The organism is Bythopirellula sp. (genome assembly GCF_041737835.1).
Classification (GTDB): domain Bacteria; phylum Planctomycetota; class Planctomycetia; order Pirellulales; family Lacipirellulaceae; genus Bythopirellula.
In genome coordinates this window covers 416538-434060 of the sequence record NZ_JBGSQY010000072.1, presented here as the reverse complement: position 1 = coordinate 434060, position 17523 = coordinate 416538, and the positions used below count along the sequence as shown (strand labels likewise).

The window sequence follows — 17523 nt, the reverse complement described above, 5'->3', positions numbered from 1 at the left end:
GTTTCGCTCGTAACAGACTTCCTGATCTTCACCGTGTGAGTAATACCCGCAATGACTGCCCCGTCTCGATATTCGTTTGTCTCGCTAGCAAGCACGATGGCTGCCTTTTGCTTGTTCGCTCAATCCCTGCTCGTGGGCGAGTCGCTTGTCAGCTATGAAATGGCGACCCCCGCTGGGTTGGAGCGATCCTGGTTTGGGCAAGTGCAACTCGACGTCACACGGCATCGCGTGGAGAATTGGCTGCTCTACAAAGACAATCTGTTGGCTTTGACCACCGGTGGGGCGCTGCATTCGTTCAATGCCGAGACGGGCGAAACTTTGTGGGTGACTCAAGTCGGACCGCTCGACATGCTCGCCTTGGGGCCTGCGGCAAATGACAATTACGTCGCGTTGGTGAGCGGAGCGAATTTGTATGTCGTTGATCGGTCGACAGGAAAATTGCTGTGGTCTCGCATGTTGGGTAGCGCCCCTGCAGCAGCCCCAGCACTGAGCGACGAGTACGCCTACGTTTCATTTTTCAATGGCCGGATCGAAGGTTATAAGCTCGACGAACCCAAAGCCAACCCCTGGTATTCGCAATCGATTGGCCGGATTTTCCACAGCCCGACCGCGAGTGGTCAGGTTGTCACTTGGCCGACGCAGCGTGGTTTCTTGTATGTGGGCAACGCCAACAGGCCACGAGTGTTGTACCGCATAGAAACGACTTCCCCCGCGACAGCACCCCCGACCGAAGCTGATCCTTTTTTGTACGTCACTTCCGCGGATGGCAATATCTATGCTTTCGACGAATTGAGTGGTAAGGAACGTTGGCGGTATGCCATGGGTTATGTTGGCACGAGCCGCCCGGCGGTGGTGGGCGACCGGCTCTATGCGACTTCCAGCGAACCAATGCTGCATGCCATGAATTCCCAAACTGGCGAGCCATTGTGGACGGTCCCCAACATTACACAATTTGTGGCGCAGGGTGGTAAGCACGTCTATGGGCTCGACGACAGGGGACGCCTAGTGATCGTCGATTTTGAAACGGGCAAATACATCGACACGCTCCCAGGTGCCAATTATCGGGCGGTTTTCAACGAGCAGTCCGACCGCGTGTTTCTGGTGAACAGTCGCGGCCTGGTGCAAGCCTTCCATGAGATCGGCGCGAACGAACCGACCATGTATCGCCAATTGGCTAAGGAAGAAGGCGAACCTGCCGCCGAAACGGCACCTGCCGTGGAACAAGTTCCCGTGGCACCGACCCAGCCGTTGGATGAAGAGCCCGCCGACGAGGCGACGCCGTTCCAAGAAGACAGCAGCGGCGACGAGAATCCGTTTGATTTTGAAGGGTAGGTGAGGCTCTCCCTACGCCATAGCCGCTACGCAGCCCGGAGAGCGTGGCTCTCCGGCTAGCGGGATGGTTGTGATGAGTCAGGCTTGTACCACTTCTCTTGCCAGGTGAGGGCTTTATGTTGACTTTCCGCAGCCTGTTCACAAGGGTTTTTTCTCGGAAAGCTATCGAACATCGGCAGGGCGAGGGAGCATTAGCTCTAGAACATCGATTGTGTTATAAGGCGGCGTAAAAACACGAGGTGTGTCTGTGGTTTGATCGACTACCGTATCTAACGGACTAGCGGCGATTAAACAAATATCTTCTGAAATGTCTGCGTTTGGTATAGCTTCGTCAATAATTCTCAAAAGAAACGATCTTAGCCTGTCTCCTCGATATCTACCTTGAAAGTATATCTTTGGTAAGATCACCCCGTTTTCAAAGGTCATTGGAGTAGATTGTAGTGTTTCTATATACGGCCCTTTGCCATATGTGCCACTGTTTATCTCCGTAACAAATCCAGTCTTGGGGTTGACTTTGATTTCGGAACGAGGTTTCGTAAGCACGACTTGCTTTTCATCTTGATTAGAGATTGCTAGGACGAGCTCATGAACGTTCAACACTTTGGAAGATGGCAAGACACGAAGATCTTCCAAATGAATAGGTCGTGGAATTAACTTTCCCTGAGGAAGAATCGAAATTTGCTGGCGTCCTCCAGGGCCAATAATACGTTTTCTTACGTCATAGAGTCCAAAGGAATCCGTCACCTCTATATCACTATCGGCAGCAGTCCTTTTAACTAGACTTTTGGAGCCATCTAGCCAAACCTGCATTTCTTGCCATGGTGGATCTAAAGCTTTAAGGTCTGGGTTGAGAGCCACTGCGAAGTCTTTTAATGCTTCATTGTCTTTTAGATCGGCAGTTGCAAGTAGCATTCTTACATCATCGCGATTCAAGTCGTGGCCATCGGGAATCTTTCGATGAAATTGTCGACACTTGACAATAATGGAATGTAACGATGTCTTTTGAGCCTTCCAAATATCTGCAATCTGAGACTTAAGTTTGTCGTCTTTGCCAGATTTTTTGATCTCTTCTGCGTTCGATAAAGAGAAAAAAGCGATGCTGAGAGCTGCAACACAGAAAGAGTGCAAAGTGCATTTCATCGTTATTCCTTGAGACGATGGATACGTTGAAAGTCTCAAATATTCATTTTATACCACTTCTCTTGCCCGGTGAGGGCTTGGACCGACGTCCACAACTCTCCTTCGAGCGACATTTCTTTTTTGGCGTCGCTCGAGAGTGCGAGCGGCACGTGAATGAGATGACTGTGCCAGAGGCCAATCAATACGTCGGTCTTGCCTGCCATGCCGGCGTGGACCGCGGCGCGTGCCAATCGCGCGCACAATAAACTATCCGCTGCGTTGGCTGGCACGCTGCGAATGTGATAACTTGGGTCGAAGTATTTCACCGAGACGGGGATTTTGTGATCCTTGAAATGCTTCTTGATTTCCTCGGCAAGATACGGCCCAACGTCGCCCAGTTTTTTGTTGCCCGAGGCATCGTGCCCCGTGGGGCATTCGTCGAGCCATTCTTGGCCCGCTCCTTCGGCCACGACGACGACGGCGTGTTCCTTGACTGCGAGCCGGCGTTCGAGCGCGGCCAGGAAACCGTTGGGGCCATGAAGCTGCACCGGCACTTCGGGCACAAAGGCGAAGTTGGCTTCGCCGCTGGCACAAACGGCCGCCGCGGTGATGAATCCGGCGTGGCGGCCCATGAGCTTTACGAGTCCCACGCCGTTGAGCACCGACTTGGCCTCGACATGCGCCCGATCGATGACGGTTTCCGCTTCTTCCACCGAGGTTTCAAAACCGAACGTTTTGTAGCAGTATTTAATGTCGTTATCGATCGTCTTCGGAATGCCAACAACTGAGATGTCGAGCCCACGCCGGGTGATCTCTTCAGATAGTTCATGAGCACCGCGCTGCGTGCCATCGCCGCCGACGCAAAAGAGGATGTTGATCCCCTGGCTGACAAGAAAATCGACCATCACTTGCGATTCATGCGGGCCGCGTGAGGTGCCGAGGATCGTGCCCCCCTTGTGATGGATGTCTTCCACGTCTTCGTAGGTAAGTTCGACGGGCGGGCGGCCCTCGGCAGGGTTGAGTCCCTGATAGCCGTAGCGAATACCCAGCACGTGCGGCACGCCATAGTTGAGTGTCAGTTCCTGCACCAGACTGCGGATTACATTATTGATGCCGGGACAAAGTCCACCGCACGTGACAATGGCCGCGCACGTTTTCGTCGGATCAAAGAACAGCTTATGCCGAGGACCGGCCAGTTCGAACGACAAATCACACACGGGCTCACCCGGCACGAAACGCGGTTCGTAATACAATCGAAACCGGTCCGAAACAAAATCGCCAATGTCGTCACCCGAAACGAACGACAGAGGTAGCGGCGAACGAAACGTCGCTTCACCTAGTGTTGCGACGTTAAGTTGTTCGAGCGTGAGATCGGGGAGCTGATGCATGGCGCGGCTTTGGGGTCTTGCGGGAAAGCTTTTATTGTCCCCTGTAACCGCTCAGCCGCAAGCGGTTAGAGCCAACCATGCTCGCGATACCAATTGGCCGTATCAGCAAAGCGTTGTTCGAGGGAAAGCGGCGGCTGGTAGCCCACTTCGTGGCGAAGCTTCTCGTCGCTGCATTCCCATCCGCTAGCGACAGCTTCGCGCATTTTATCCCAATTCAGTAGCACGGGACGTTTCCGCAGACGGCCGAAGACCTCGCCCATGCCGCCGGTGAGCCAGAAGATGATTTTCGGTGTGGGAACAACAAGAACTCTTCGTCCCAAACTCGTGGCTGCGAGTCGGCCCATGTCGCTGTAAGTGCTAGTGGGCCCCGAGGTGATGTAATAGATGCCGGCTGACGGATCTTTGGGAGTTACGCGCGAACCGCGCTCAGCAAGTTCGATCATCCCCGTGCACAAATCATTGACATGCACAAGCGACATCGGCATCCGTCGCAGGCCGGGGACGAGGTGCAAGTGTGTGAACCACACACTTTTGAACAACTGCAAGCTGTTACGGTCCGCAGGGCCAAACACGACGGGCGGACGGATAATGGAAAGACGCACACGGTCCGCGAATTCCGTGGCGGCCTGTTCCGCGGCGAGCTTGCTCATGCCATAGGCCGATATCGGAACGTTGGCATCCGTTTCACGGCGAGGCGTGCCGGGGAGGCTCGGTCCACCGGCGGCAAGCGAGCTGACCATCACCACCGTCGGGGGCTGGTCGCACTCGGAGCATGCTTGCATGACCGCGCGTGTTCCTTCGACGTTGTCGACGAAAAATTCCGCCCGTTTCAGAGCCGCCACGCGCCCGGCAACATGATAAACGACGTCGACATCGGCCACCGCGCGAACGATAGACTGCGGGTCTTGCAGCGAGCCAGCGCACAATTCCGCACCCATCGCGGCGAGATCGCCACCACGCCCAGGATTGCGAATCAGGCAGCGAACCGAATCGCCTCGCGCGCGCAGTTCCGCCACGAGATTGGAACCGACAAAGCCGGTCCCCCCGGTGACGAGTGCTCGCTGCATAATACCCTTCCGATTACGTAGTTCTCGGCGCTCAATGTCTTCAAAATTTGCGGCGATTTGCTTGTGCGTCAAGAGCAGTCCGAGCCGGAAGGCGAGAATTCATTTATTGACCGTTCCGCACTCAGCCGATTACAGTGGCAATTCGCTTGTTCCCCTCATCCGCCAGATAAATCGCGGCTATGCCCAAACTGGAAGTCATCCCTGTCTCCACGCGTGCCGAGCGCAAGCTCTTTTTTAATTTCCTCTGGGATCACTATGGGGGCGATCCCCATTGGGTGCCGCCGCTGCGTTTGGTGCAAAAAGAGCTGCTCAACTACAAATACCATCCGTTCTACGACGACGCAGAGATTCAAACATTTGTCGCGCTCCGCGACGGCAAGCCCTGCGGCCGGATCGCGGCGTTTGTGAATCATGCCCACAATCGCTGGTACAAAGAGAAACGGGGTTTCTTTGGTTTCTTTGAAACCGAGGAAGATGAAGAGGTCACCGGCCGATTATTTGACGCGGGGCGAGCCTGGTTCGCCGAACGGGGCATCGAAGCAATCCGTGGTCCGTTGAATCCTTCGCTCAATTACGAGTGTGGCTTATTGGTCGAAGGGTTCGACGATCCTCCCTGGTTCATGATGACCTACAACAAGCCTTACTACGGGCGGCTGATCGAGAACTACGGCTTCCGCAAAGCGCAAGACGCTTTTGCATTCTGGGGCCACATCAGCATGCTCGAAGAGGTCTCGCAGCGGCTGCACTCGATGAGCCAGATCCTGTTCGATCGTTTTCCGCTCAAATGCCGCCCGATGAGTACGAAGCATTTTGACCGCGATGTGAAATCGTTTCTCGACATCTACAACCAGTCGCTCGTTTCGACGTGGGGCTTTGTGCCGATGTCGGAAGGGGAAGTCAAAAAACAAGCGGCGGGGCTCAAGCAGATGATCGTCCCCGAGTTGACCACGATTGCCGAGATCGACGGCAAACCGGTAGGGACGATGTTTGGCCTCTTGGATTACAACCCGCGGATTAAAGCAATCGACGGCAAGTTGTTCCCCTTCGGATTCATCAAGCTGCTGGGCAATCGCAAGGCGATCAAGCGGATTCGTTTGATCAGCACCAACGTGCTCCCCGAGTATCAAAGCTGGGGGATCGGCATCGCGCTCGTGGCACGGCTGGTGCCCGACGCCCTCAAGTGGGGCATCAACGAAGCGGAATTCTCCTGGGTGCTCGAAAGCAACGACCTTTCCTACAAGACCCTCAAAAAAGGTGGTGCGAAAGTAACGAAACGCTACCGCTTCTACGATTACGGGCCGAAGGACACCACGGCCAACGCGAAGTTCATGGTGCAGGAATAAAAGGATTAGCTTTATTCGCTTACGTCGTGAATTCGCGCTAAGAGTTGATCGGGCGTCATGATCAATAAGTCAGGAAACTGCAGGCGAAACTGTTTGCCGGTTTCTGTACTCACATCGTTGAGGGCCAGCAAGTCTCGATCACGACTGGCAATCAGATGGGCGTTGCAGGCAGCGGCGAGATCGACGTAATGCTCGTCGTCCGGATCACGTGGATAGGTAAACACGTGTGGAATGTTGTCGAGAAGAATAGCAAATCGACGGATTGAACGTAGAAAGTCCGTGACACGAGCAGGCGTAAAGCCAAACTTCGCAGCTAGTCCCGGTCGCATACAAACATTGTTAAGTTCCTTCAGAACGTATTCCGAAGCATATAGATCGAACGACGACTTTTCAGCGGCTTCTAAGCAAGCTCCGGCAGGACCGTTTGGTCCAATAAGAGCTTGAAAGTAGACGTTGCAATCGAACACAATGCGATCGCGTGTCATAGGGCTCTTTCACGGCGCATCGCGTGTTTTTCTGCCTCGAAAAGATCAACCGCTTCATCTTCGGTCATGCCCGACTCAAGAAATGCTTGGCGAACCGGTGCGAGAGATTTTTCTAACTGTTCGTTGGCGCGAAGCTGCTGCTCGATAGCGATAATCGCTACCTTTTCGGGGATGCTACCAATCGCGGCGGCGCGTTCTTGAAGCTGGGCGGCCAGATCGTCGGGAACTTCGATCATCAGGGACATAGTAATTCTCCGTGATCCTATTTATATCACTGTCCCATTATATCACGTTGGCCGCTACTGACTCAAATCCGCTCTACCGCCGGTATTTCACGATGCACCACATCGCGTTGATTGCGTCGCGGAGGCCGATTTTTTTGCCCTCGCTGTAGTCGCGGCTGTCGTAGCCGACGGGGACTTCGACAATCGTTTCGCCAATGCAGGAGAGCTTGGCGGTGAACTCTGGCTCGAAGCCGAAGCGATCTTGCTCCAAGTCAAACTGTTCGAGCAGTTCGCGGCGGAAGACCTTGTAGCAGGTTTCCATGTCGGTGAGTTCGTGGCCCGTGAGGAAGTTCGAGAATTTGGTCAGCAGCCAATTCCCTAGCCGATGGAGCCGCGAAGGATCCTGCTCGGCATTGGCCAGGAAGCGCGAACCGTACACGACATTGGTTGTGCCGAGTTCCAATGGCTTGAGCAGCAGTGCGTAATCGCGGGGGCTGTATTCCAGATCGGCGTCTTGGATGAGGATGACATCGCCGCGAGCTTCGGCGAACGCGGTGCGCAATGCGGCCCCTTTGCCGCGGTTGTAGCCGTGGAACAACACTTTCACGTCGGGCTGCTTGGCCAGATCGAGCAAAACACTCCGCGTGCCGTCGAGACTGTAATCGTCGACGATGATGATTTCGGTATGCAGGCCGACTTCGCGGATGCGCATCACGATCTCGGCGATGGTTTCGCGTTCATTATAAACGGGAATCACCACCGACACTGCAAGCGCCGTTGCCTTGCGCTGCACGGCAGGCGGCAGTGCGTCGAGCGTAGCGAGATCATGGATCGCTTCTTCGGCCGCGCTGAGCGTTTTTTCCAGCCGCTCAACATAGCTGACATCCACCGTGGGGGCGGGGAGGCTCAGCGTTTTGGTTTGTTCGTTGGGCAAATTCTCGGTCGACGTGCTCATGATGCGGCTCGGTGGGGAGGCAAGGCGGGCGGGACGGCACGCGGCAGATCAGGCACAACCCTTAAGCCTGACGCAGCGTGCTAAGTCACCTCACAACTTTACCCCACGCCAGGGCGGGTGCCGGGGCAATCGATCCCCCTGCGGCATGTTCTCCGCGGATGTGGTTGCTGCAATCAGTGCGACCGTGCCGAGCGGATTAAAAGGATTGTGAGTGATGCGGAGCCGTGCGAGAATTGCCACTGAGTTTCAGTCACATTGAAGAGAGGCATTCTGAATGGCAGCACAAAACCTAATGGCGTGTCCCGATTGTGACAAACAGGTTTCGAGAAACGCGGAATCATGCCCCAACTGCGGTCAGCCTATCAAGCGCAGGCAGACGGCCGGTGGGTTGTTATCTGCCATCATCATCGGACTGATTCTTTGCTGGGGGATCGTTACGTACGTGGTTCCTTACCTTAAGCCACATTAGCAACACTAAATCTCCGGTAGAGGTCAAAGGAATAGATGAAGCCATCGAGTTCAAGATTTGCCACTTCTCTTGCAGTTGTCGTTGGAATTGCTTTGGTTGCTTGTCTAGGACGAGTTTTTGCAGACGCAAAACTTGTAGCCAAAGAGTCTTCGCAACGTGCATTATTTACAGAAGCCGTGGAGTCTTTGTCTATGTACCATGAAAAGCATGGTCAGTATCCAAATTCACTAAGCGATCTCGATTTAAAGTATCCTGATGGTGGCGACAGGTCGCTGCTTTTAGGGTTTAGTTACAAATCGAGTGGCAAGAGTTACTCGCTGACTATGACAGGAGTTTCAACTGGACAGAAGTTAAAAGAGTCTCGCTAAGAATACTTAGTCGCATATGACGCACAGACTCGCTGTTGCAAATCACCGCTGGACCGTGCGAGAATTGCTGGTTACGGTTAGCAGCGACTGACATGGTGATAAGTTGAAGTTCCTTTTTACAATTGGAATGTGTTCTGCAATAGCGATTTTCGCGCTGCGCGAAGCTTGGAGCGATTGGCGCAAAGGCTACGGGCATATGAGTAAGGGCTACCGACCCAGCAGGGAGAAAGACCCGACGGGATTTTTTATCGGCGTCGGTAGCAAGATTGCACTCGGGATAGTAATGCTTGCTATGGGCATCTACTTCTATTTCTTCACGCCAGATTGGTAACTTACCAGCAACACTTAATCACAGACATCCCCACCCCTAGTGCCTCCTCTCACCTTCAGCCCCCAAGTCGACATCTTCCCCAGGTGCTAGCGGGCTTGAATTTGCCGGAATTCCGGGGCCGCTGATTCTCGCTTGGCAGCGTTTCGCAACTTTGGTAGCCTTCCTTTCCACTCGTCGAGAGGTCCTTTTGGGATAGTCCTTTGGGATAGCTTTTCTCAGCATGAGGCGACGGTGGGATGCGACACGAGGATCGCAAGAACGACGGTAACACGCCGACGCCGGAGGGTTGGCTGAGCAGAATCCGCGATTGGATGGCTCGGTCTGACGCCCTTGCCACGGCCGCCGGTGACGGTGCCAACACAGAAACCATTTCAGAAACCCTGAATTGCGATAGGCCGACACGGAAGGAGGCCGATATGAGCCGCCAAACGAGCAGCGAATCGACCGATCAACAAGTGCGCGTACATATCCGGTGGATGATCCGCCGCGACATGCCCGAAGTGCTTGCCATCGAGCAAGATAGTTTCGAGTTCCCTTGGTACGAAGAAGATTTCATTCGCTGCCTGCGGCAACGCAATTGCATCGGCATGGTCGCCGAGCATGGCGAGCGAGTCGTCGGCTTCATGATCTACGAGCTGCACAAATCGCGGCTGCACATCTTGAACTTCGCCGTCGCCAAGGGAATCCGCAAGCGCGGCATCGGTCGGCAAATGGCCGACAAGCTGGCGAGCAAACTTTCCAGCCAGCGTCGCACGCGAATCACGCTCGAAGTGCGGGAAACGAACTTGCCCGCGCAGCTGTTCTTCAAGAAAGTCGGCTTCCGCGCGACGAACGTGTTGCGTTCGTACTACGAAGATTCGCCCGAAGATGCGTACGTGATGCAATTTCAATGCGCCGCCGAAGAATTCGCCGATTCGTTCCCGGTCAATCGCATCGACCGTTTGGCGGGTTAGTGTTAGCCGGTAGTGTCCCACTGCCGTTCGTTACGCTCAACAAACCATGCACGGCATCGGGACGATGCCGGCTAACTACAGGTTGATAATCTCGGCGTGCATCGTGTCGAGATCGACGATCGCGAGCGAATGCGGATTCGCGCGGTAAAGCGCGCCCGGGTTGAGCACCATCGTGGATTCCACGCGCTCAAGCTTCGCGACGTGCGTGTGGCCATAGCAGACCAAATCGTAATCGCCGCTCGTGCGGGCATCAAAAAACTTGTTGTGATCGTCGCCGTGCAAGAGCGCGATCCGTCGTCCGCCGATCTTCAGATCGCCAAACACGTCCTGACTGGTGAGCCCCGCTTGCTTGATCGCGGAGGCAAGCTCCTCGCGATGGTAATCACAATTGCCAAAGACAAAGTCGGTCGGCCACGGCTTGAAGAACGCGGGGATTTCCTCGGTGCCGATGTCGCCGCAATGCAGCACGCGCTCGACTTCCAAGCTTTCAAGCATGTGAACCGCGGCCAAGGTATTGCCCACGTGGCCGTGTGTGTCGCTGACGATGCCAATTCTCATACGTGCCTCCCGACGCTCTCCGTATAAAGTTCGTTTTCCAAGGCCAGAACTTGCCGGCGTAGATCCTGTTCGACATTTTCCAATGTTTCGCCACGCGCGAACACCGTGAGAATCGGCTCGCCCACGGAAATTTCGGTGCCTGCATGGGGAATGTCAGCCAGCAGTGGGGCTTCGAGCGAACCAGTGCGGCTAAGCAGTTGCTCGCTCATCGCTGGTGAAATCAAGAGCGGCTGCTTGGCGTAGAGAATGACTTTGCCTGCGGCGGGAACTGTTATCAGCGGCGGAGCTTCAACGACCATGCCAAACGAAGCAAGATGTTCGGCAAGTAGATTCCCGCCAGTCACTCGTTCCACGATTTCTACTGCCGCCGTCACGCGGGGATTCACTTCGAGGATCCAAGGTCGGTTGTCATCGAACACAAAATCAACTCCGAACAGACCGCGTAGCCCCATGGTCGACAACACACGACCGAGCATGGCGAACTCGTCGACGATTTCAGATGAAAAATCCCATGGAGCCAGCGTGCCGCTGTATTGGAATGGATTTTTAATAAGTTGCCGCGTGATGCCACGAAGTTCCCCATCAACAAAAATGGCCGAGCCCGATTCGCCGCGGATGAAGCGTTGAAAGTAACCAACTGTTGGCGGCTCGTTTGGAAGGCGACTGACTCCGCTGCCGTTGCCACCTTGGCCCGTCTTGTGGAGCCAGTCACCATCACCGGGAGGTGAACCATCACACGGTTTGGTTTCCGGAAAATTCAGTCCGGCCGCGCGGACCACTTCCTGCAATAACAACGGATCGCGTACGCGCCGTAACACGTCACCGCGGATTCCCATGGGCGGCCGTAACTTGGCCATGCGGTCAATCAGATCGGGATGGTTTTCGAGCGCGCCGGTGTAGAGCCAACCATCGCAGGTTGTTTCGGCCAACCAATCGGCGAGCGCATGCGGGTAATCAGTGATTTGCGTGGCGGGACAAACTCGCCGCAGGTCAGAGTCGGCAAAGAGATCAGCCGTCACGACTTCGCAACCCGCACGCAACAGCGAGAACGCACACCCGCGAGCGCTGGCTCCGACGACGGCGATTCGGGGGCGAGAGTTCATGCGACCATGGTTGTGCGAATCACGTGCCCTTCGTGCCAAAGCGGCCACGGAATTGATCGGCCGGATATTTCGCGACGTTCTTCCGCATTTTGTCGCGGTGAGTGCTGGCAACATCGATGTTCAGCGAGTTGGCCAGCGCGAGCGTGTAGCTCAATACGTCGGCCAGTTCTTCGCCAATGGCCGCCAACTTGGCAGGATCTTCGGCGAGTTTGCGCGATTCGCCGATATCGATCCACTGAAAATGCTCCATCAACTCCGAAGCTTCCACCGCCAACGCCATCGCCAGATTCTTGGGCGAGTGGAATTGCTCCCAATCACGCTCGACAACAAATTGACGGATATTTTCGCGAAGCTCGGCAATGGTTGTTTTTGAATCGTTCATTAGTTTTTTTCACGCAGAGGCGCGGGGGACGCAGAGGAATTATTCGGAGTAATTGTTGACGATACGGTGAATGCCCTTTTTTAACAATTCTTCACCGAAGTTGATTAAAAGGCCCACTTGTTTGTTAGTAAGACGTAAATGAGTTAGTAGTTGCTTTTTATAGACGGGATGGATGGCTTCACAAGACTTAAGTTCAACCAGAACCATCTGATTAACAAGCAGGTCAGCTCGGAAGCCGAGATCGAGATGGACTTCTTCCCAATCAACAGGAATTGGCATTTCTTCGACAATATCGAGGCCGCGCTTGCTCAGTTCATAAGCAAGTATTCTTCGGTACACAGATTCAAGAAGCCCTGGGCCTAGCTTGCGATGAATTTCAATGGCCGTATCAATGATCACGGCAGTAATTTCATTGTGAGTCATCTGAGACATACTCTGCGTCCCCCGCGCCTCTGCGTGAGACTCGATTGTAACAGAATTTCGCCCTAAGCGGCGAAGGGCAGGATTTGCTGCCGGGGTGGATTTCGGCTTTCGCAGAGCCGTGCGCGATAGCCATCTGCCAGATGCCCCATCACTTCCAGGGCCAGCAGATCGGCGCGATTCATCACGTGCCGAGCGGAGCGGGTGCCGAGGCCTTCGACGAGTTCTTCCAGCACCGCGACGTGAAGTTGCAAAGCCCGTTGGGCCGAGACTTCGGCGCTCGCGAGCAAGTCGGCGAGCTTGGCCATTTCGCCGCTCAGATTTCCCACGCCCATGATGACGTATGTCCGCAATAATTCACGATAGTGCGACACCAGCGCGGCGGGCAAATCGGTCGTCACCTGTTCCATGCACGTGGCCGTTTTTGCGAGGCAATCATCCAAACCATCGACGCCAACCGTCGATTCTTTGACGGGCGGTTTGCCGAGCGATTCCAAATCAGCGATCAATTGACGTTGCTGTTCGAGCAGTCGCTGCGCTTCCAGATGTTCTTGCTTGAGCCGTTGCTTTTGGGCATGCACGAGGCGGCGGTTCTCGCGCAGTAGTTGATTGCGTTCGATCGCGCGCGAGAACTTCCACAACAAACCACGAACAGTGGTTTCGGCCACGCAGCAATAGTCGTCGGCCCCCACTTCGTAGCACAGGGCGTCGATCTCTTGCGGTGGGAGCGAACCCAGCACGAGCATCGGTTCTTCGCTGCCACCGGCACGTAGGCCTTCTACAAAATCCAAGGCATCGAGTTGACCTGGCTCGTGTGTGACAAGCACGGCATCGAATTCCTCATCACGCAGACGGGTTAGGCCCGCAGTGATGCCGATCACTTCGGTGAGCATGACCTGCGTTGCGCTATCAGCGGCAAATGCTTCGGCCAACCAGCTCACGTTCCGCTGCGGCGTCGAGATCACGAGCACCTTCAAACAGGTCGGCAACGAACCGGGAGTACCGGTTACTGATTCCGATTGCGAAGACTTCATGGCCGCGACCCCGGGGAAGAGAATTTTGCGGCGTGACTGTAGTTTTTTGTCGGCTAGCCGTCAATTGTGAGCCGCCGCTCGCGGCTTAGCACTCATTCCCGATTTCGCCAATCAACGCCCGACATCTCCGCCAGCGTGAGCATCAGCGCATGAGTTCCCTGCCGGGCATGGCCCCGCTCGGCAAGTCGCCCGTACAACTCGCGTGCTAGCTGAAGGCCGGGGAGTTTGAGCCCCATGTGGTGGGCTTCCTCGAGCGTGATCTCCATGTCTTTGATGAAATGCTCCACGAAGAAGCCAGGATCGAAGTTGCCCGCGATTATGCGTGGCCCCAGGTTCGCGAGTGACCAACTTCCTGCGGCCCCGGTGGAGACTGATTGCATGACCTTGTGGAGGTCGAGTCCAGCCCGATAGGCGTAGAGCAACGCTTCGCAGACGCCGATCATGTTCGTGGCGATGAGCGTTTGGTTGACCATCTTGGTGTGCTGGCCGGCACCGGGTCCACCTTGCCAGATCCAGGTTTTCCCCAACGCTTCCCAGCAGGGGGCCAAGGCTTCGACCGTTTCGCGCTCGCCGCCGATCATGATCGACAGCGTGGCATTGCGTGCCCCTACGTCGCCACCAGAGACGGGCGCATCGATGCAGATCACTTGCTGGTGGGTGGCCGCCTCGGCGATCTGCATGGCCAGTGAGGGCTTGCTCGTCGTCATGTCAACAAGCACGCAACCTGCACGGCAGCCGGCCAGCGCTCCATGTGTGCCTAGCAGGATTTCTTCGACGTCGTGGGGATAGCCCACGATGGAAAAGATGACATCGGCCTGCTCGGCGACTTGCTGGGGCGTGTCAGCCCAAACCGCACCTTTTTCCAGGAGAGATTCTGTTTTAACCCGCGTGCGATTATGAACGGTGACGGAATAGCCCGCGGCGAGCAGATGGCCACACATGCTCGACCCCATCACGCCGGTGCCGATCCAGCCAATACGAGTTCTTTCAGGCGAAAAACGAGAAGTCATGGCAGGGCCCTTGCGGAATCAGACAGGTCACCCCCCCAATATAGCCGAGCTGTCCCGGCTCGGTCATCCGCTCGGTTATCCGGCTCGGATATTTTGAACAGCGCATAAAAAAGCCCTCACCACATAGGAAGCTATGCATTGTCTGCTAACTCCCCTGCCCCGATGCGTGGTGAGGGCCTTTTTCTTGATCGCGACAAGTTGTCGCGTCACTTGTCTATCGGATAGACAAAGGTGTGTCCCAAAACTCAAATTGGCAAATCGGTGTGTGGAAAGCCGTGATGGTAAAAACTTCCAGGGTGAAAACTCGCCACGTTTAGTAGCAATTCGGCTTACTTTGTCTTGGTTGCCTAGAATACAGATTCGGAAGAACCGATACCAATTACGAGTGACAAGAACGTGTTTTAATGTCAGAATTGAGTTTATGAGAACCCATGTGTCCTGCGGCAAGTCGCGGTTGACTGGCCGTCAAGTTCACCCCGTGAGGTGGTTATGACGCCTGAGCTTCCCCGGTGGAAACAAATCCTGGTCGGCTTTATTCAGAACCTCGTCCAAGAGACAACCGATCATCTGCGGCTTTTGGTCGATCATTCGCAGCTCAATCGTCGCACCCGAGCCGCCATGAAGTCCGGTCGTACTGTCCGGGCCAGTTTTTTGGCGATGCGGCATCACCAGCGCCGCTTGGCCCGCCGTCGCGAAATCCGCCAACTGGTGGAAGGCCCCGTCAGCGCCAATCAATAAGTAGCCAATCAATAAGAATACTGGCGACGAATTGCAGACCAAAAGATCTCAGCCATCGCTGAGATTACTTGCGATCTTGAGCCGCGATGCGATCTTCGTAGTCGAACACATAGTGATCGATGCAGGCCAGAATACCCATCGCCAAGGCCGAGGCCACGAACGACGCCGCGGCTTGGCCGCTCTGGATCAGGTATTCTTTCGACCCTTCAACGTTCATGTGGCGGGCCCATTCCACGAGCATCCAAACGGCTTCGCACAGAAAGACGATGCCGAGAATAAACGCGACCCACGCCGCGGTTTCAATCATTCGTTCGAAGAGCCATGTCATCGCGACACCTGCCTCGTTTGCCGTAGGAACCTGATCGACAGCACGATAGCGTATCACAGGCACAACCGGGAAGCCATGGTCTGGACTTGCTCTGCTAAACCGGTACGTCGCACTTGGCGAGCAGGTTCTCAAGCCCCTGCCGATGGCAGAAATCACCGAACGATTCATCTGCTTCGCGGGCTTCCTTGAAGTAGCGGAAGACCTGCACCAGCGCGGGGATCACCTCGGCTTCGGGAACAAGATCTTTGTAGATAAAGTTCAAGCGATCGCCCATCACGCGGCCACCCAGGAAGACCGTGTACTTGCCGGCCGTCTTGCCGACCAAGCCGATATCCGAGTTGTAAGGCCGTGCGCAACCGTTGGGGCAGCCGGTCATCCGCATCGTGAAGACTTCATTGCTGAGATCCAGCTTGGCAAGTTCCGCTTCGAGTTGATCGACCAGCGTCGGCAAGATGCGTTCGCTTTCGGTGATGGCCAGGCCACACGTGGGGAGCGCGGGACACGCCATCGACCACCGGCGGGTGTTGGTGATCTCTTCGGTAAGCGGGACACCATAACTCCGCAGGGTGTCTAAGAGCGGCTGTCGGTCGGTTTCCTTGAGATCGCAGAAGATAATGCTTTGATGCGGCGTGAGCCGCAGCGGTGGAGCCATTGTGCCGCAGATTTCGCGCAAGGCGGCTTTGAGGCGGTAGTCTCCTTCGTCCTTGATACGGCCATTCTCTACGTTCAGGCCATAGAAGAACTTGCCGTCGCCCTGGGCTTGCCAGCCCATGCCATCGTTAAAGCCATAAACATGCGCCGGCCGCGGGGCGGGGAGCGATCCGCCGTAATACTCTTCGACCTTTTGCTTAAAGCGGTCGATTCCCCAGTCGTGAATCAAATACTTCAAACGCGCGACCTTGCGGTCGGCACGGTTGCCGAAATCGCGTTGGACTTTGACGATCGCCGTCATCACGTCCATGGCCTGTTGGGGCGTCGCGAAACACATTGGCAGTGCAATCGCGGGGAAGGTTTTCTTGGCACTGGGGGTCGTGCCGAAACCGCCGCCAACCAGCACGTTGTAGCCAACGATCTTCCAATGCTCGCAGATGGCCAAGAGGCCCAAGTCTTGGGAATAAACGTCGGCACTGTTGTCGCCGGGGAGCCCGATGCCAAACTTGAACTTGCGCGGTAAATAGGTGGGCCCATAAATCGGTTCCACCTCGGCGGGCTTCGACGAATCGACCAGCTGCTTCTCACCGTTGGAATCGTCCGTCAACCACAGCTCGTGATAAGCGCCGGTGTGGGGCGTGAAATGAATTTGAATCTGCTCGGCCATTTCCTGCATTTGGTCGTACACAGGATCGCCCTTGTAGGGGCAGGGCGAGCACATGACGTTGCGTTTCACGTCGCCGCAGGCGGCAATCGTCGTGAGCTGAATATCGTTGATGCGGCGGATCGTCTTTTTGACATCGTCTTTCAGAATGCCATGAAGCTGGAGCCCCTGACGAGTCGTGATCCGCAGCGTCGTGTTGCCGACTTCGTCGCACAGGTCGATTTCGGCTAGCAATTGTTCGCTCGAAAGCATTCCACCCGGGATCGCCGTGCGGACCATAAAGCTGAACGACTTGCCCGACTTGCGGTCGTCGCGGTTGTCCTGCTGATACATCCCATGATGCTTGAGCAGCTGGATGCTTTCCTTGCCAAAATGGTCGGAGCCGTCGGCCAATTCCTGGGCAATCGTGCCGCGCAGGAAATTGCTTTCTTGTTTGATATGCTCAACCGGGCTCAGCTTTTCGATAGTTTCTTCGCTCATCTCGTTCGAGTGGTCTCCGCCCCGCACAGATTGCCTATTTCAGTCAAAATCCCAAGTAGTGCATGATACTCGGAAGGCCGCCGTTCGACCATATTGGCTCGCTTGTCGGAAAACGTGCTGG

General features: G+C 55.4%; 20 protein-coding genes. 6 read left to right on the top strand and 14 right to left on the bottom strand.

The window, feature by feature from the left end:
* Positions 1–51 precede the first annotated feature (51 nt).
* Positions 52–1332, top strand: a complete 1281-nt coding sequence (locus AC6T8Q_RS21225; RefSeq protein ID WP_500680983.1) for an outer membrane protein assembly factor BamB family protein — start codon at positions 52–54, stop codon at positions 1330–1332.
* A 162-nt stretch (positions 1333–1494) separates the two neighbouring features.
* Here the strand turns inward: AC6T8Q_RS21225 and AC6T8Q_RS21220 are convergent, their stop codons facing one another.
* The 3 genes from AC6T8Q_RS21220 to AC6T8Q_RS21210 all read right to left on the bottom strand — a co-directional run bounded on the left by AC6T8Q_RS21220 (position 1495) and on the right by AC6T8Q_RS21210 (position 4906).
* Positions 1495–2472 carry a hypothetical protein gene (locus AC6T8Q_RS21220; protein ID WP_500680982.1) on the bottom strand — a complete coding sequence of 326 codons (978 nt, stop codon included), beginning with the start codon at positions 2470–2472 and terminating at the stop codon, positions 1495–1497.
* A 35-nt stretch (positions 2473–2507) separates the two neighbouring features.
* Positions 2508–3839 carry an ATP-dependent 6-phosphofructokinase gene (locus AC6T8Q_RS21215; RefSeq protein WP_500680981.1) on the bottom strand — a complete coding sequence of 444 codons (1332 nt, stop codon included), beginning with the start codon at positions 3837–3839 and terminating at the stop codon, positions 2508–2510.
* 65 nt (positions 3840–3904) lie between these two features.
* A complete protein-coding gene (locus AC6T8Q_RS21210) occupies positions 3905–4906 on the bottom strand; it encodes an NAD-dependent epimerase/dehydratase family protein (protein ID WP_500680980.1) in 1002 nt (333 codons plus the stop codon).
* Between the two features lie 179 nt (positions 4907–5085).
* Here AC6T8Q_RS21210 and AC6T8Q_RS21205 point away from each other — a divergent pair, with 179 nt between their 5' ends.
* Positions 5086–6249, top strand: a complete 1164-nt coding sequence (locus AC6T8Q_RS21205) for a GNAT family N-acetyltransferase (RefSeq protein WP_500680979.1) — start codon at positions 5086–5088, stop codon at positions 6247–6249.
* An 11-nt stretch (positions 6250–6260) separates the two neighbouring features.
* On the opposite strand, the gene AC6T8Q_RS21200 is transcribed toward AC6T8Q_RS21205, so the two are convergent.
* The 3 genes from AC6T8Q_RS21200 to AC6T8Q_RS21190 all read right to left on the bottom strand — a co-directional run bounded on the left by AC6T8Q_RS21200 (position 6261) and on the right by AC6T8Q_RS21190 (position 7913).
* Entirely contained in the window at positions 6261–6734 is a 474-nt protein-coding gene (locus tag AC6T8Q_RS21200) for a putative toxin-antitoxin system toxin component, PIN family (RefSeq protein ID WP_500680978.1), read from the bottom strand.
* On the bottom strand, positions 6731–6970 hold the full coding sequence (locus AC6T8Q_RS21195) for a hypothetical protein (RefSeq protein ID WP_500680977.1): 240 nt from the start codon (positions 6968–6970) through the stop codon (positions 6731–6733). The genes AC6T8Q_RS21200 and AC6T8Q_RS21195 overlap by 4 nt, the downstream gene beginning before the upstream one ends.
* An 82-nt stretch (positions 6971–7052) precedes the next feature.
* A complete protein-coding gene (locus AC6T8Q_RS21190) occupies positions 7053–7913 on the bottom strand; it encodes a glycosyltransferase family 2 protein (protein ID WP_500680976.1) in 861 nt (286 codons plus the stop codon).
* A 504-nt stretch (positions 7914–8417) separates the two neighbouring features.
* Between AC6T8Q_RS21190 and AC6T8Q_RS21185 the strand changes: the two genes are divergently transcribed.
* The 3 genes from AC6T8Q_RS21185 (at position 8418) to rimI (ending at position 10034) form a co-directional block, all read left to right on the top strand.
* On the top strand, positions 8418–8750 hold the full coding sequence (locus tag AC6T8Q_RS21185) for a hypothetical protein (RefSeq protein ID WP_500680975.1): 333 nt from the start codon (positions 8418–8420) through the stop codon (positions 8748–8750).
* 103 nt (positions 8751–8853) lie between these two features.
* On the top strand, positions 8854–9081 hold the full coding sequence (locus tag AC6T8Q_RS21180) for a DUF2542 family protein (protein ID WP_500680974.1): 228 nt from the start codon (positions 8854–8856) through the stop codon (positions 9079–9081).
* 416 nt (positions 9082–9497) lie between these two features.
* Entirely contained in the window at positions 9498–10034 is a 537-nt protein-coding gene (gene rimI / locus AC6T8Q_RS21175) for a ribosomal protein S18-alanine N-acetyltransferase (RefSeq protein ID WP_500680973.1), read from the top strand.
* 75 nt (positions 10035–10109) lie between these two features.
* Here rimI and AC6T8Q_RS21170 read toward each other — a convergent pair whose 3' ends face one another.
* The 6 genes from AC6T8Q_RS21170 to AC6T8Q_RS21145 all read right to left on the bottom strand — a co-directional run bounded on the left by AC6T8Q_RS21170 (position 10110) and on the right by AC6T8Q_RS21145 (position 14541).
* On the bottom strand, positions 10110–10592 hold the full coding sequence (locus AC6T8Q_RS21170; protein ID WP_500680972.1) for a YfcE family phosphodiesterase: 483 nt from the start codon (positions 10590–10592) through the stop codon (positions 10110–10112).
* On the bottom strand, positions 10589–11695 hold the full coding sequence (locus AC6T8Q_RS21165) for an ATP-grasp domain-containing protein (protein ID WP_500680971.1): 1107 nt from the start codon (positions 11693–11695) through the stop codon (positions 10589–10591). Before AC6T8Q_RS21165 ends, AC6T8Q_RS21170 begins: the two co-directional genes overlap by 4 nt.
* Positions 11696–11714: 19 nt before the next feature.
* On the bottom strand, positions 11715–12077 hold the full coding sequence (locus AC6T8Q_RS21160; protein WP_500680970.1) for a nucleotide pyrophosphohydrolase: 363 nt from the start codon (positions 12075–12077) through the stop codon (positions 11715–11717).
* 39 nt (positions 12078–12116) lie between these two features.
* The gene (locus AC6T8Q_RS21155; RefSeq protein WP_500680969.1) at positions 12117–12509 is read right to left on the bottom strand and encodes a GxxExxY protein; all 393 of its coding nucleotides are present in this window, start codon (positions 12507–12509) and stop codon (positions 12117–12119) included.
* Positions 12510–12562: 53 nt separating this feature from the next.
* Complete coding sequence (locus AC6T8Q_RS21150) at positions 12563–13531, bottom strand: hypothetical protein (protein ID WP_500680968.1); 969 nt, start codon at positions 13529–13531, stop codon at positions 12563–12565.
* A gap of 92 nt (positions 13532–13623) precedes the next feature.
* Positions 13624–14541: an NAD(P)-dependent oxidoreductase gene (locus tag AC6T8Q_RS21145; protein ID WP_500680967.1), complete on the bottom strand. Its 918-nt coding sequence runs from the start codon at positions 14539–14541 to the stop codon at positions 13624–13626.
* A 489-nt stretch (positions 14542–15030) separates the two neighbouring features.
* Here AC6T8Q_RS21145 and AC6T8Q_RS21140 point away from each other — a divergent pair, with 489 nt between their 5' ends.
* Complete coding sequence (locus tag AC6T8Q_RS21140; protein ID WP_500680966.1) at positions 15031–15279, top strand: hypothetical protein; 249 nt, start codon at positions 15031–15033, stop codon at positions 15277–15279.
* A gap of 64 nt (positions 15280–15343) precedes the next feature.
* Here the strand turns inward: AC6T8Q_RS21140 and AC6T8Q_RS21135 are convergent, their stop codons facing one another.
* Both AC6T8Q_RS21135 and AC6T8Q_RS21130 read right to left on the bottom strand, forming a co-directional pair.
* Entirely contained in the window at positions 15344–15607 is a 264-nt protein-coding gene (locus AC6T8Q_RS21135) for a hypothetical protein (protein ID WP_500680965.1), read from the bottom strand.
* A 94-nt stretch (positions 15608–15701) separates the two neighbouring features.
* A complete protein-coding gene (locus tag AC6T8Q_RS21130) occupies positions 15702–17402 on the bottom strand; it encodes an NADPH-dependent assimilatory sulfite reductase hemoprotein subunit (RefSeq protein ID WP_500680964.1) in 1701 nt (566 codons plus the stop codon).
* Positions 17403–17523 lie beyond the last annotated feature (121 nt).